The 13,419-nt window shown below is 68.4% G+C and carries 13 protein-coding genes and 1 pseudogene; 4 read left to right on the top strand and 10 right to left on the bottom strand.

Translation table 11 applies throughout. The features are described 5' to 3' along the window. Positions 1 to 308 precede the first annotated feature (308 nt). Complete coding sequence (locus tag ABZ880_RS51340; protein WP_361278189.1) at positions 309 to 956, bottom strand: FtsX-like permease family protein; 648 nt, start codon at positions 954 to 956, stop codon at positions 309 to 311. Positions 957 to 1,021: 65 nt separating this feature from the next. Next, positions 1,022 to 1,153: pseudogene (locus ABZ880_RS51335) on the bottom strand (SDR family NAD(P)-dependent oxidoreductase); the annotation flags it as partial. Positions 1,154 to 1,218: 65 nt separating this feature from the next. Here ABZ880_RS51335 and ABZ880_RS51330 point away from each other — a divergent pair. Further along, the gene (locus ABZ880_RS51330; protein WP_361278187.1) at positions 1,219 to 1,743 is read left to right on the top strand and encodes a TetR/AcrR family transcriptional regulator; all 525 of its coding nucleotides are present in this window, start codon (positions 1,219 to 1,221) and stop codon (positions 1,741 to 1,743) included. A 24-nt stretch (positions 1,744 to 1,767) separates the two neighbouring features. On the opposite strand, the gene ABZ880_RS51325 is transcribed toward ABZ880_RS51330, so the two are convergent. From ABZ880_RS51325 to ABZ880_RS51315, 3 genes are all read right to left on the bottom strand, one after another. Beyond that, positions 1,768 to 2,337, bottom strand: a complete 570-nt coding sequence (locus ABZ880_RS51325; RefSeq protein WP_361278185.1) for a TetR/AcrR family transcriptional regulator — start codon at positions 2,335 to 2,337, stop codon at positions 1,768 to 1,770. A 297-nt stretch (positions 2,338 to 2,634) separates the two neighbouring features. Then, positions 2,635 to 4,338, bottom strand: coding sequence for an MFS transporter (locus ABZ880_RS51320; RefSeq protein ID WP_361278242.1), 1,704 nt, complete (start codon positions 4,336 to 4,338; stop codon positions 2,635 to 2,637). Between the two features lie 44 nt (positions 4,339 to 4,382). Further along, positions 4,383 to 4,601, bottom strand: coding sequence for a hypothetical protein (locus ABZ880_RS51315; RefSeq protein ID WP_361278183.1), 219 nt, complete (start codon positions 4,599 to 4,601; stop codon positions 4,383 to 4,385). A 225-nt stretch (positions 4,602 to 4,826) separates the two neighbouring features. Here ABZ880_RS51315 and ABZ880_RS51310 point away from each other — a divergent pair, with 225 nt between their 5' ends. After that, entirely contained in the window at positions 4,827 to 5,705 is an 879-nt protein-coding gene (locus tag ABZ880_RS51310; protein WP_361278181.1) for an alpha/beta hydrolase, read from the top strand. Positions 5,706 to 5,810: 105 nt separating this feature from the next. Here the strand turns inward: ABZ880_RS51310 and ABZ880_RS51305 are convergent, their stop codons facing one another. The 4 genes from ABZ880_RS51305 to ABZ880_RS51290 form a co-directional block, all read right to left on the bottom strand. Continuing rightward, positions 5,811 to 6,575 (bottom strand): hypothetical protein, encoded by a 765-nt coding sequence (locus tag ABZ880_RS51305; protein ID WP_361278179.1) that lies wholly within the window; start codon positions 6,573 to 6,575, stop codon positions 5,811 to 5,813. A gap of 70 nt (positions 6,576 to 6,645) precedes the next feature. Continuing rightward, positions 6,646 to 7,152 carry a sigma-70 family RNA polymerase sigma factor gene (locus ABZ880_RS51300; protein ID WP_361278177.1) on the bottom strand — a complete coding sequence of 169 codons (507 nt, stop codon included), beginning with the start codon at positions 7,150 to 7,152 and terminating at the stop codon, positions 6,646 to 6,648. A gap of 661 nt (positions 7,153 to 7,813) precedes the next feature. Continuing rightward, positions 7,814 to 8,095: a hypothetical protein gene (locus tag ABZ880_RS51295; protein ID WP_361278175.1), complete on the bottom strand. Its 282-nt coding sequence runs from the start codon at positions 8,093 to 8,095 to the stop codon at positions 7,814 to 7,816. Between the two features lie 968 nt (positions 8,096 to 9,063). Then, a protein-coding gene (locus ABZ880_RS51290) for an IS3 family transposase (RefSeq protein ID WP_361278173.1) occupies positions 9,064 to 10,307 on the bottom strand; the annotation gives its coding sequence in 2 pieces (ribosomal slippage) (positions 9,064 to 10,025 and positions 10,025 to 10,307; 1,245 coding nt in all). A 50-nt stretch (positions 10,308 to 10,357) separates the two neighbouring features. Here ABZ880_RS51290 and ABZ880_RS51285 point away from each other — a divergent pair. Further along, positions 10,358 to 10,645, top strand: coding sequence for an ATP-binding protein (locus ABZ880_RS51285; RefSeq protein ID WP_361278171.1), 288 nt, complete (start codon positions 10,358 to 10,360; stop codon positions 10,643 to 10,645). Positions 10,646 to 10,897: 252 nt separating this feature from the next. On the opposite strand, the gene ABZ880_RS51280 is transcribed toward ABZ880_RS51285, so the two are convergent. Then, complete coding sequence (locus ABZ880_RS51280; RefSeq protein WP_361278169.1) at positions 10,898 to 12,118, bottom strand: metallophosphoesterase; 1,221 nt, start codon at positions 12,116 to 12,118, stop codon at positions 10,898 to 10,900. A 755-nt stretch (positions 12,119 to 12,873) separates the two neighbouring features. Between ABZ880_RS51280 and ABZ880_RS51275 the strand changes: the two genes are divergently transcribed. Next, positions 12,874 to 13,275, top strand: coding sequence for a hypothetical protein (locus ABZ880_RS51275; protein WP_361278167.1), 402 nt, complete (start codon positions 12,874 to 12,876; stop codon positions 13,273 to 13,275). The last annotated feature ends 144 nt before the right edge of the window (positions 13,276 to 13,419 follow it).

The following is a 13,419-nucleotide window of genomic DNA, read 5'->3' as shown; positions in this document are numbered from 1 at the left end:
CGGCGCCAGGGCGTGCGGGCCCTCGCCGACGGGTGCGTTCACCACACCCGTCGCAGACGGCCCCGCCGCATCACAGGGCGCCGGTCTCTCTTCGCGGAGACCGGCGCCCTTCCCCGCCCTCGCATTGGTCGCCATAGTCTTCTGGATCGCGAACACAGTGGCGACGCCCGGTCACATCGGCGCGTTCACGTCAGGGACTGCCCAGGTGTAGGGGACGTCGCCGCGAGAATCGCCACCCACTCACGAGATGTATTGGGCCCCGAGCTGCGAGCGTCGACCCGTTGTTCCCTCTCGTCGACCGCCGGGTGTCACGGCTCCCGCAGCAATGTGGTGACCTCGCTACGGTCGATACGGCGCAGGGCCAGACCCAGCGCGGGTGCGGAGATGGCCACGACGAGTCCGGCCAGCAGGACCAGCGCACTGGCGGGGACGGTGACCAGCGGCGGGGGAAGCGTGAAGAACAGGCTCAGGACGCGGATGGAGAGCACCCCCAGGCCAAGGCCCAGCGGGATACCGATCAGCAGGCTGCCCACGACGGCGACGGCGTCCTCGACGACGGGCCCGGTGAGAACCCGCCCGGTGCCGGCGCCGACCGTGCGCAGGACGGCGTACTCACGTCGGCGTTCCATCACCAGGAAGGCGCCGAGCAGCCCGACCCCCAGCGCGGCGACCGTCGCGGAGGAGACGGCCTCGATACGGCTGAGGCCGTCGAGGTTGAGCGCCGTCAGGTCGCGCTGCTGCCGGACGCGGTCGACGAGGGTCGCGACGCCGTAGCCCGCGGGCCTGTGCTCCTGCCGCATCTGGTCCGCGCCCGCACCGGGGCTCCCCCCTGAGGCCACGTCGGCTAGATAGAAGTCCGGCGGGGGCAGCGGGGCGGGGATGTCGGAGAGGCTTGTGACCGTCTCGGAGAGCGGGTCGGTGGGGGGTGGGGGGAAGGTCCGGTAGACGCCGACCACGTGCAGGTCGAGTTTCTGGGACAGGTCGAGGTCGTCGGGGAAGACGGTGACCGGGATGGTGTCGCCGGGGTGACGTGTGAGGTGTCACGGCTTGTGCCGACCACGTTGAATCCCGCTGCGACCAGGGCGAGCGCCGTTTCCTTCCCGATGCCGGAGGAGGCGCCCGTCACGAGGGCCACCGGCCGATCTGTCGTCAGGACTCCCGTATCCACTCGAAACCGATCGGTTTCCGCGTGCGAATTCAAGCAGGGAGAATGGCGTCATGGGCAGGATCAGTGCGCCGGAGAGGCGTGAGAGCGTCATCCGCGCGGCGATCGCCGAGTTCGCGCGCACGGGCTACCAGGGCACCTCCACCGCGGCGATCGCCAAGCGGGTGGGCGTCACGCAGCCGTATCTCTTCCGGCTGTTCCCGGGCAAGAAGGCGATCTTCGTCGCCGCTCTGGTGCGGAGCGCGGAAGATACCCGCCTGGCTTTCGAGAGGGCGGCCGACGGGGTGGAGGATGGCGAGCGGGCCTGGCAAGTGATGGCGGACGCCTACGCGCAGCTGATCTCGACGCGCCCCGAAACGCTCCTGATGCAGATGCAGGCATACGTCATCGTGGCTGCCACCGAGGCGCAGGGTGACGACCTGATCGGCGAGGTCGTCCGGGCCGGCTGGATGAGGATCTGGGAAACCGTGTACTTGTCGCTGGGCGCTGATGCCGAGAGGACCGCAAGCTTCTTCGCCTGCGGCATGCTCGGCAACACGCTCACGGCCATCGGGCTTCCCGTGAACGCCGGGGGGTGAGGGGGCGTCCCGAACGGGGATTCGTCAGTGCACGCCTGCCGCGTCTAGCAGGGTGGTCACGGTGGGTGCGATGAGCCCGGTCAGGTTGTCGGCCTGAATTCCCGCGCGGGCGCTGGCGCCGTCGAAGACCAGGCTGAGCTGGCGGGCCAGCAGATCCGGATCGCCCGCCCCGCCCTGCTCGGCCTCGGCGCGGAAGAAGGCCGTCAGATTCGCCTTGACTTGGTGGGCCACGCGGCTCGCCGGGTGGCTCGGGTCCTTGAGCTCGACCTGCACGGCCAGATACCTGCAGCCCCGGAACTCGGGCGCCCCTGCCTGCGATTCCACCTGCTCGAAAACGTGCAGGATCCGCTCGCGGGGTGGGCGATGGTCGTCCGCCGCGGGAAGGAGTGCCGTCACGTAGGCGGACGTGCGTTCCTCCAGGCTCGCCGCCAGTAGTTCGCCTTTGCTCTCGAACAGCTTGTACATGGAGCGCTTGGACACCCCGGCCGCCTTGCACAGCGCGTCGACGCCGATGTTGACGCCGTCTCGGTAGGTGAGCGTGGCCGCTGCCTCCAGCAGTCGCTCTCGGGAGCTTGGCATTGCTTCGGTGGTCATATTGCGAGGTTAACTCGATTCCGACCCATTGGAAACCGATCGGTTTACGATGTTGATCGGGATGTGCTACGGCGCCGCCCGCGGCCGAGTCGGTTCGGCGCCACCACCGCGGTTTCCAGAAGGGCCGGTGTGTCTCACCGGCCTTGGAAGCTCGTACGTGACCCTCGACCGGCGACGATCGGTTTGCTGAAGGCCGGGACGCACGGGACCGTCTCGGAGACGCCTCTGCCCTGCGCTGATCACTGCCTGGAGGGCACCAATCAGCGCAGGACAGTTCTCACCACGATGGATTCAGGCTCAGTGGGCGATCACAGGCTCGCCCTCCGACGGCGCCAGAGGTGAATTCGGCATCAGGAACGCCGTGAGTACCGCACCGACCACGAAGATTCCGGCGCCCCACGCCAGGGTGGCCGTGTAGCTCTCGACCCCGGCCTGGGCCATGGTCAGTGCGCCCGGCTTGTGCGAGGACAGGTAATCGGTCGCGGCCGATGAGGCAACAGTGGTCAGCAGCGCCGTGCTGATCGAGCCGCCCACCTGCTGGCTGGTGTTGATCAGCGCCGAGGCGACGCCCGCGTCCTCGTGGTGTACGCCTGCGGTCGCACCCTGGAGCGCGGTGGTCATCACCGCGCCGATGCCGAGGCCCAGCAGGATCATGCCCGGCATGATGTTGGCGACGTAGGCGCTGTCCAGTGTGAGTCGGGTCAGCAGGGCCATACCGGATGCGGAGACCAGGAAGCCGGCGCTGACCACGACCTTGGGGCCGAGCCTGGGCAGCAGCAGCGAGGGCACCGTGGTCGAGGAGGCGACGATGGCACCGACCATCGGCAGGAAGGACAGACCGGCCTCGATCGGCGAGTAGCCGATGCTGGCCTCCAGGTAATAGGTCAGGAACAGGAAGATCGAGAACATCCCCATGCCCAGGACGAACACGGCCAGGAACGAACCACCTCGGGTCCGATCCAGTACGACTCGCAGCGGCAGCAGCGGGTGCGCGACCCTGCGCTGCAGCCAGGCGAATACCGCGAGCAGCGCCACGCCGCTGATCATGGAGCCGAGGGCGACCGGGTCGGTCCAACTGGTGGATTCGACGTGCGCGAACCCGTAGACGATGCCGAACAGCGCGGCGCTCACCACGACCGTGCCGGGAATGTCGATCTTGGGTCGTTCGGTGACCACGGGCTTGGCCAGCAACAGCAGCGCACCGGCCAGCGCGACGCCCGCGAAAATGACGTTCACGTACATCACCCAGCGCCATGACGCCCATTCGGTCAGCATGCCGCCGAGCAGCAGTCCGACCGCGGCGCCCGCACCGGAGAGCGCACTGAAGATGCCGAACGCCTTCGGCCTTTCGGCCGGGTCGGTGAAGGTCACGCTGAGCAGTGAGAGCGCCGCGGGCGCGAGCAGCGCGGCGAACAGGCCCTGGGCCACACGTGCCGCGACGAGTATCTCGAAGCTGGTGGCCGCGCCGCCGACGACGGATGCGGCCGCGAAGCCGATCAGGCCGGTCACGAAGGTCGTACGTCGGCCGAACAGGTCGCCGAGTCGGCCCCCGAGCAGCAGCAGGCTGCCGAACGCGAGGGCGTACCCCGTGATGACCCACTGCCGGCTGCCGTCGCTGAAACCGAGGTCATGCTGTGCTTCGGGCAGCGCGATGTTCACGACGGTCGCGTCGAGCGTGACCATGAGCTGTGCCACGCCCAGCACGACGAGCACCCACCAGCGCACGGCATGTGAGCCGCGGCGGCCCGAGTCTGTTGTCCCGGAGGCGGGCGCCCCGCGGTCGAAGGTGGTACTCACTTTTCCCCTTAGTCGCTGGTCATGGGCCGACCATCGGTCGGAAACCGATCTGTTTCCACTCAGGAAAACAGATCGGTTTCCTCGGTGCAAGTGAACAGGGCGCCTCTGGCCCCGGAGTGACTCGACGGGGGCGAAGCCCGCACAGGCCGACGACGCTGCCTCGATCGGCGGTCCGGGTGTCGGCGTCGACGCCTTGTGTCGCACCGTCAAGACCGCACCCGGGCGTACCTGGTCGGTGAGTCGGCGGTCTACGGCGACACCCTGGACGCGCTCGGCTCGGTGCTGCTGCCGCTGAAGGTCACCGCGGCGAACGGGCTGTCGCTGGCTGCAACCTTCGGGCTCTCCATGGACTGCGGGGTGTTCCTGGTGGCGTCCCCCTGCCCCCAGTCCTCCGCCTCCACCTCACGCCCGACACCGTCCCGGAGTGGCTCTACGGCACGGTCGGGAAACTCGATCTCACGCTCCAACTGGGCTTGGGTGGCGCCGCCATCGACCAGGCCGGACAGGCGGGTGGAGAGCTCGTCGTCCCCAGGATCGCGGGCGCGGAACGCCCCGGTGAAGCCGGCGGGTCCTGCTGGGCTTGCGCCAGGAAACCGATCAGTTTACCTTAGTGGAAACCGATCGGTTTCTCATTCTCCGGGTGAGAGTCATGACCGTTTTGGTGATCCACTCACACCCAAGGAGCCGGCGAGATGCCCAGCCATGAGTCACGTCCCACGATTCACATTCCGGGAACCACCAGCCACACCATTGCCCCGCGCGCGGGATCCGGCGGCCGTGAGGGAACGCTGCGCTACCTCAAGGCCGGGACCGGCGCCCCTCTGGTCCTGCTGCACACCGTGCGCACCCAGGCCGAGCACTTCCGTCACCTCATCCCGCTCATCGCGGACCACTACACCGTGTACGCCCTCGACCTGCCGGGGATGGGCTACTCCGAGATCGTGCCTGGGACGTCGTACAACGAGCCGGACATGCGCGCCGGCGTCGAGCGGCTGCTGACCGAACTCGACCTGAATGACGTGACGTTGGTCGGGGAGTCCATGGGTGCAGTGCTCGCCCTGACCACCGCGGCTGATCTGCCGGAGCGGGTACGGCGCGCCGTCGCGGTGAACACCTACGACTTCCGCGGCGGCATCGCCCGTTCGAGCCTCCTCGCCCGTGTGGTGGTCGGCGGTGTCCTCGCCCCCGGAGTGGGCCCGGTGATCGCCGGGGTGGAGCCCAAGCCCGCCCTCCGCAAGATCCTTCAGGGCGGCCTCGGCGACAAGACCGCGCTGCGGGAGGACTACGTGGACGAGCTCCTCCAGGTGGGCGCCCGCCCCGGCTACCCGACCGTCGCCCGGGCCGTGTACCAGGCCCTGCCCAGCCTCATCGCCGCCCGCTCGCGCTACCCCGAGGTCAAGGCACCCGTCCACCTCGTCTACGGCGAGAAGGACTGGTCCCGCCCCTCCGACCGGGAGGCCAACAAGCGGCTGCTTCCGGCCGCCGACTTCACCCAGGTCCCCAAGGCAGGCCACTTCATCGCCCTGGAACGCCCCGACGTGCTGGGCGACTTGCTGAACGCGGTGGCCTGACCACCGGGACCACCGACGACGACTCCGGATGAGAACAGACACGGATCCAGGACTCTCCAGGGGTACTACGGCACCCCCCGTCGCCGTACACACTTCCGCAACCGGCTAGGGCCGGTTGGCGGGCTCCTTCGACGGCTTGGCTTTGGCGCTGGGCTTGCCGGGGCCTTTTCCGTTCTTGTTCGTCTTCGTCGGCGACGGGATGGTCTTGTCTGCTGCTCCCGGCAGTTGGGCGCAGTAGGCCAGCACCTGCTGTTCACCGCCCGCGGCTTGGACGAGGCGCCGCCATGCCGTGGCGTCAAGGACGTGGCCTCGGTTCTTGATGTGCTCGTAGGCGCGGCAGTGCGCCTCGACGTCCTTGGCCGTGTCGGGGTGGTGTGGGGGTGCGGTCGGCGTCGTGCGGGGCCCGGCGGAAGGCGAACCCTGTTCGCCGGGCAGGTGTGCGGTGGGCAGGCGACTGCTGTGGCTGGTGCCGGGGTCGAGGGTGTTGTGCGGCGGTGTGTCCGTCGCGTGGATGGAGGCGAAGGCGATGCCGCCCAGCACCGTGCTCGTCACGAGGGCGATTGCTCCGCCGCGCACCCATCGCTGCCTTTGGGGTTTCGGGCGCCAGTCGTCCGCGCGTCGGGTGCGCGGGGCGTGGTCGCCCGCCGTGCGGGCACTGCGGAATGCGGCGACGGCGGCCTGCTCCGCGGTGTCGTCCACGGGCTGCTGCCGCAGGGCCTCGCCGATCCGTTCGGCGGTTCTGTCCAGGATGGCCGCGTCGTCGAGGAGGGTCGTGGCATCGGCGTTTTCAGTCGCACCGGGGCGCGGTGTGACTGTGCGCCTGCCGGTTTCGCCGCTCAACGGCTCATCTCCGTTCCGGTCGGTGGTCATCCCGGTTCCCCCTGCGTGCGCGCGACATCATGTGTCACATCTGCGGGGCCGAGCAGGCGCGCCAGGTTCCTCAGTCCGCGGCGGGCCAGCACGCGTATGACGGGGCGGGGCGGGGCCTGCCCATCACCCGGGCCGCCGCGTGCTCGTCCGGGCGTACGGCATGGCGCAGGAGGACTGCCTCGGCCTGGGAGCGGGGGAGTCGGGCGAGAAGGGCCTGGGCCGTTTCGGCCGACAGCGTCGCGATCCCGGGCGGAGCATGGGCGGCAGACGCTGTCGAGGAGCTTGCCGTCGAGCGGGAGGATGCGCCGTGACGCCGCAGATGGCCGCGCGCGTGGCGCCGGGCGATGCTCGCCGTCCAGCCGCGAAATCCCGGGCCGTCGCCGCGGAACCGCGGCAGCTCGCGGGCGATCTCCTGCCAGGCAGCGGCGGCGATGTCCTCGGCGCCGATACCCACGATGCCGCGCAGGTAGCTGAGCAGTCCCGGCTGGACCAGCCGGTAGAGCACGGCGAACGCGGCCTCGTCACCGTCCTGGGCCCGGACGACGGCCGTGCCCAGCGCAAGCTCGTGGGCCGACACGCTCCCGGCGTGTCCTCGTCGTCCCAACGTCCGTCCCCCCGATGGCCGAAACCAATGCCCCGGGAGCGTATGGCACGTCGCACCGGCCTCCCAAATACCCGACGGCCATTCCGCATAACCGTCACAGACACCCATCTCGGGTCACACGGCGGAGCGAGCAGGCTGTCGCTCTTCGGCCTGCCCTGCGCCGGTTACGCGCGCAGGGGCAGACCTGTCACGGGGATAACGGGCCTGCCCCTGCACGCCGGTGCCCGCATGCCTCCCCCAAGAGGGGCGGGCCCGGTGACCCTACGGGTCACTACCTCCAGCGCGTCTCCCAACCGGTGCGTCACGGGGGACGGCTGATGGTTGCGAGATCAACACTCTCGTGAAGACGGGAAGTTGTCGTCGTCACACGTTCTTCGCGGCGCTGGGCGCGATGGCCCGTCGGGGCTCAGCCCGAGGAGCTGCTCGCCGCGCAAGCCCAAGACGTAGCGCGCCGAGCGATGCCGATGCCGCCGTGCTGTACGAAGAGACCGGGAGCACTCTGGGGGCGCCGTGAATATCGCTGAACTGGCAAGGTGCGGGAAGCCGCTACCGTGGGTTGCGCTCACCCTGGAGGCTGACTCGTAGCGGCCGGACACCGTGGGCGTCTGCCGTCATCACCAGGAGAGAGTGCACCTCACCCCGGTTCCCGCTGTTCGAGCACTTCGAGGACCTTAACCTTCTCCGCAGGAACGATGTGGGCTGCCTGAGCCTGCCGGGTCGTCCACCACGGGCCGGTCCCGATCGCATCCCCCGCCCGTCCCCACTGCACCATCTCGAGTTCCTCATAGGGACGGAAGATCCTCAGTTCCAGGGGATCAACGGATATGGACTGATGCTCTCGGACGATGCGGACGCGAGCACGAACGAACCAGCCCTGCGCAGGGAGGCCACTACCCCGGGCACTGCGATCGCTCATCTTGTCTGTCTATCCGGAGTTGCTGACACCCGCATCCCGCCACGCTTGCCGATCACTGAGCACTCTTGGTGCCTTGCGCCGTCGGCCGCGGGCCACGGGCTGGACCTGACCCACCTGGACACGGACGCGGTCGCCCCAGTCCGCGGGCGGTGTCTTCGCGTGGCAGTTGGCCTCCACCGGGCCCGAGGTATGGCATGCCAGAGGCGGCAGCCGACATTGATGAGGGAGTCCACGTCCGGCAGTGGAACCGCCCTCGTGTGTGCCGTTCGCGATCAATTGGTGGTGTGGCTACGTGTCCACCTTCATGAAGGCGTTGAGCCGGTAACCATCTCCGATCACCCGTGACAGTCGCAACATGCGGCGCGCTGAGAGGAGTGACCCCGGGCGGGGTCACGGCGCCCATCCTCCGGGGGGAGGTCTGCGCGCGCCGCCGCGCAGGGGCGGGCCCGGTGCGCCCCCCCACAACTCGGCACCGGTACGAACTCCTCGCTGCAGGACGAGCGCTTGAGCCCGCGTGACCGAGCCAGGACCATACAGGTGTTCACCGTCCATCGTGATCAGCGCGTATCGGTTCGTCTGCGGCTTGACAGGCTCGCACGCTGGAGCCCGATCGCTCAGCCCTATGTCCGTCAGCTGAGGGCCGCAGCCATAGGCCATCAAGTCCCTCTGCCGTTGGCGCCCGGCCAGGGCTATCTGCTCGACAACGAACGCTGGCTGCATGGGCGCCGAGCCTTCACCGGAGATAGGCTTTGCCGGCGCGCCCTGGAGCATCCCCGCTTCCCCATGTCTCGAGGATTCGAGCCCGACCTGGTGACGGCCGTTCCGCCCATGCTCTCGGAGGCGGGATGACGACAGAACGAATCGTGATGGCCCTCGTCAGGTCGTTGAAGACCATCACAGCCGAAGCCTCGGCCGACTCAGTCTCAGATCAGGCAGCTGTGTGAAGCGCTTCGGGATCGGTGGAGGCTCTAGACGTTGACTCCAGCCGCCGGTTGGGGCTGGTGTTGAGCGTAGTAGTTGATCTCGTGCTCGTGGGGCGGGATGTGCCCGATCGCGGTGTGGAGACGCTGGTTGTTGAACCAGTCGACCCATTCCGCGGTGGCGAGTTCGACGTCGGCCAGGCCGTGCCAGGGCCTGCGGGGCTTTATCAACTCGGTTTTGTAGAGGCCGATCTGGGATTCCATGAGGGCGTTGTCCAGGGCGTCGCCGACGGTGCCGATCGAGGCGTCGATTCCGGCCTCGAGGAGGTGCGCGGTGAACGCGAAAGACGTGTATTGACTGCCCGCATCCGAATGATGAACCAGCCCCGGGCCAGCGGGAGTTCCGGCTCGGTCACGGCGCCACCAGGCCATGTCCACGGCGTCGAGGACGAGCTTGGCCCGTTTGCTGGTGGAGGCGGACCAGCCGACGATCGCCCGGGAGAACACGTCCACGACGAACGCGACGTAGACGACCCCGGACCAGGTGGCGACATAGGTGAAGTCGGCGACCCACCGCTCATTCGGGCGAGACGCGGTGAAGTCGCGCCTGAGCAGGTCAGCGGCCCGCTCGTGGCCGTCGTCCCGGATGGTGGTGCGGATCTTCCTGCCTCGTCGGGCGCCCTGGAGACCGAGGTCGTGCATCAGCCGGGCGACCGTGCAGCGGGCCACCGGTATGCCTTCGCGATGCAGCTGCCGCCAGACCTTCCGGACCCCGTAGACGCCGAAGTTGTCCGTGTGGACACGCCTGATCTGCCTCCTCAGCTCCGCGTCGCGGACTGTCCGGGTGCTGGGAGCGCGGTTCTTCGCCGCGTAGTAGGTGCTCGTCGCGATCTTGAGTCCGTGGCTGGTCAGGACTCGGCAGATCGGCTCGACTCCGAACACCTCGCGGTGAGTGTCGATGAACGCTACGAGCGCTTCGACGGCCGGTCGAGCTCGGCCGCGAAGAAAGCCGACGCCGCCTTCAAGATCTCGTTCGCTCGCCGCAGCTCGGCGTTCTCGGCCTTGAGTCGCTTGATCTCCGCGGCCTCGTCGGACGTGGTGCCGGGCCGCCGGCCGGCGTCGACCTCGGCCTTGCGGACCCACGTCCGCACCGTCTCTGCGGCACCGATGCCCAACTTCGCCGCAACTGCCTTCATCGCGGCCCACTCGGTCGGGTAGTTGGGACGGATCTCCGCGACCATGCGCACCGCACGCTCACGAAGCTCGGACGGATAGGGGGACGGACGTGCCATGACTCGATCCTCTCAGGGAATCGAGCCTCCATCAGACCCGGAGCGCTTCAGTGCGCGGCTTCGAGGTGAATTTCCTCCCTGCTGACTTCCGTGTTGGGCACATGCGACGGATCATGTCGGCCCACCTACATCTCTGGGATCTGACGGGGCTGTGTGACTCAGTCAATCTCGCCGTATCGGAATTGGTCACCAACGCCGTGCGACATGGTCATGGGAAGCCGGTCGGATTCCGGGTGACGAACGCCGACGACGAATTACGCATCGAGGTCACTGACGGAAACGCGACGCCCGCCCGGCTCCGTAAAGCGGGTGAATTTGCTGAGAGCGGCCTTTGCTGACCCCTCTCGGCCGGAAGCCTCCTGACCTGCAAGAACCGCTGCGCCACAGCATTCACGATGTTCTTCGTCTGCTGGTAGTACAGGCGTCACGTATCGCTGACCTGCACAAGACGTGGCCACGTATGGCTCGTTGGAGCCGTCGGCCCGGGAATGGTCCGGATCTTGTCCTCAGCGAGACGGGCCTGGTCATCTGTCCACGCCACATCCCTCGCCTCGTGGACTGCTCCATGCGGATGTGTCGGCCGTCGAGTGCTACATCGAGGTGGGCAAGTCCGGGGAGCGGAGCACGAGCAGGGTGATCTCGCTGGGGGCGAAGACGCGGAAGGGCGGGCCCCAGAAGCCGGTGCCGCGGCTGGTGTAGAGGAGGGTGCGGGTGCCGTGGCGGCTGAGGCCGGCGAGGGCGGGCTGGTCGAGGCGGACCAGGTGGTGGAAGGGCCAGATCTGGCCGCCGTGGGTGTGGCCGGAGAGCTGGAGGTCGATGCCGGCGGCCGCTGCCCGGTCGACGAACTTGGGCTGGTGCGCCAGGAGCAGGACGGGTAGGTCGGGGTCGGCGCCGTTCAAGGCTCCGGCGAGGTGGGCGCGGTGGCCTGCCAGGCCGGAGGACTCGGCGGTGACGTCGTCCACGCCGGCGACCACGAGGGTGTCGCCTCCGCGTTCGAGCAGCAGATGGCGGTTGCGCAGTGGCTCCCAGCCCAGCTCGTCCATCAGGTCGACCCAGCCCTGGGCCTCGCTGTAGTACTCGTGGTTGCCGGTGACGTACACACGGGCGCGGGTGGCCCGCACGGTACCGAGGGGGACGGCCTGGGCGCGGCGGCGTTCGGCCGTGCCGTCCGCGATGTCGCCGGTGTGGCAGACCAGGTCGGCATCCAGGGAGTTCACCGTCTCGCATACCCGCGCCGACCAGCGGGCGCGATCGAGGGGGCCGTAGTGGGTGTCGGTGATGAGGACGACGCGGAGGCCGTCCAGGCCGGCACCCAGCCGGGGGAGTTGCACGTCGAGTTGGCGCACGCGTGGCACGCGGCGGGCCTCGGCGTACCCCCAGGCGAGCAGTACGGCGGTTACGCCGAGGACGGACCAAGTGACGATTCGAGCCCGGTCCTGACTCCCCTCGACGCCGGCCACGGTCAGGGCGAGCCGCAATGGGACGCCGATCAGAATGGACCAGGTGAACAGAACCCAGCTGGTGCCCAGCAGGGTGTCACCGACGATCGCAGCCCTGTCCTGCTGGCGTCGGCCATGACCGCGCACCATCGCCAGCGGCATACCCATGAGGCCGAGGGCGAACAGGGCGGTGCCGACCAGTGTGACGGGCAGCGGCCAGTGCTGGCCGGTGTACAGGAGCACCAAGCAGGGCACGGCCCACAGCAGGACGGGGGCGATCAGGGGGATGTAGCGCATCAGGCGGTGCAGTGGGCTCCGCCGCGGTGCTTGCGCTGCACCTTCTGCGAGCCGGGCGTCGCTGGTGTCGGTCACGCTTCCCCTCCCTGACCGGGCTGCCGTCTCGCGCACTGTATCCGGTCGCCCTTGGGGTGGCCGGACGGGAGTTCATGGGTGAGGCCCCGTGGGGCGAAGGGTTTTTTGCACGACCACCAAGGATCGTCGTGCACTGCGTCCGGCCCGTATCCGCCAGGTTGGAGCCAGTGTCGTAATGACGGGGCGTCAGGCACTGGTTCCTCGCGTACACCTTCCCGTCTCGCTTGCCGGACCCGGACTCTCTGGCAGTGCCAGCCCGCCCCGCCGTTGTCGGGGCTGCTTACCGCCCGCCTCGGCATCCCCCGAGGCGAACTGCCCGCTGCTTCAATCGGGTTACTGCGACAACCCGGCGGTGAAGGTCCCTCACCTCACTCGACTCCATGGCCCCACGTGGCGCACCCACCAGGCGCGAAAAGGGGCCCGAAAGCTACCTCGCCTGACCGCAGCTGCGTGCTTCCATGATCTGGATCAACGACCTCACGCGAACCACCCTTGATCACAATCAGCGGTCCCTGGGCATTTGTGTGATGCCGGACCCGTTGGCCCGGCATGATGGATGAGATCGTGCTTCACGGCTACTGGCGGTCTGGGGAATCCGAGAGTTCCGCCGGGGCCCTTGAAGGCGTGACGTTGCGCGGACTCACGGGGGCATTGTGGACGCCAGTTGGTCGGGGTTGTGGATCGCCGTGGTGGGTGTGGCGGGGACGCTGGGCGCCGCGGTGCTGACACAGAGCCGCGCGGACCGCGCCAGACGTATGGAAAGTCAGAGCGAGAGCCTGGAGCGGCGGCGCACTTGCTACATCACATTGAATACCGCCGCGCGCCAGTACCTGACGGAGAGGGGGAACTACCTCCACGCCCTGCAACACGACGAGGGCGTTGCCGCGTCCCTCGAGAATTTGGAAGCGGCCAGGATGACCTATCGGGACAGCTACCCGGAAGCCCAGATGGTCGTCCCGACTGCGGTGCTGGGCGCCTCCCGCGCGGCAAAGAAGCGCCTAAACCACGCATACGGCGACCTCAAGAGGTATGGGGCGGAACCCTCCAGGTACGCGGAGGAACTGGCGAACCTGGAGAGGCATCTCCACCTTGAGGTCTGGCCCTCCGTGGGGGCACTGCGGAAGTCCATGCGCGTCGACCTCGGCGTCGACGACTGACGGGGGCCCACGCCAGACGCCAGGACACAGTCGGGCAACTCGATGCAGGCCCTAGGTCGTGTCTTCGAATGATCTTGAGTGGTGGATCATGGTTGGGTGATACGTCGCCATGAACTGTCCGATGCCGAGTGGGAGTTCGTCCGG

Source organism: Streptomyces sp. NPDC047043, assembly GCF_040644055.1.
GTDB lineage: Bacteria > Actinomycetota > Actinomycetes > Streptomycetales > Streptomycetaceae > Streptomyces.
The sequence above is the reverse complement of the archived record's forward strand: the minus strand, read 5'-3'. Positions and strand labels throughout refer to the sequence as shown.

Coding starts and splice junctions, on each gene's coding strand:
- ABZ880_RS51275 (WP_361278167.1), top strand. CDS start 12,874: ATGGAAAGTCAGAGCGAGAGCCTGGAGCGGCGGCGCACTTGCTACATC.
- ABZ880_RS51330 (WP_361278187.1), top strand. CDS start 1,219: ATGGGCAGGATCAGTGCGCCGGAGAGGCGTGAGAGCGTCATCCGCGCG.
- ABZ880_RS51305 (WP_361278179.1), bottom strand. CDS start 6,575: ATGACCACCGACCGGAACGGAGATGAGCCGTTGAGCGGCGAAACCGGC.
- ABZ880_RS51295 (WP_361278175.1), bottom strand. CDS start 8,095: ATGAGCGATCGCAGTGCCCGGGGTAGTGGCCTCCCTGCGCAGGGCTGG.
- ABZ880_RS51325 (WP_361278185.1), bottom strand. CDS start 2,337: ATGACCACCGAAGCAATGCCAAGCTCCCGAGAGCGACTGCTGGAGGCA.
- ABZ880_RS51310 (WP_361278181.1), top strand. CDS start 4,827: ATGCCCAGCCATGAGTCACGTCCCACGATTCACATTCCGGGAACCACC.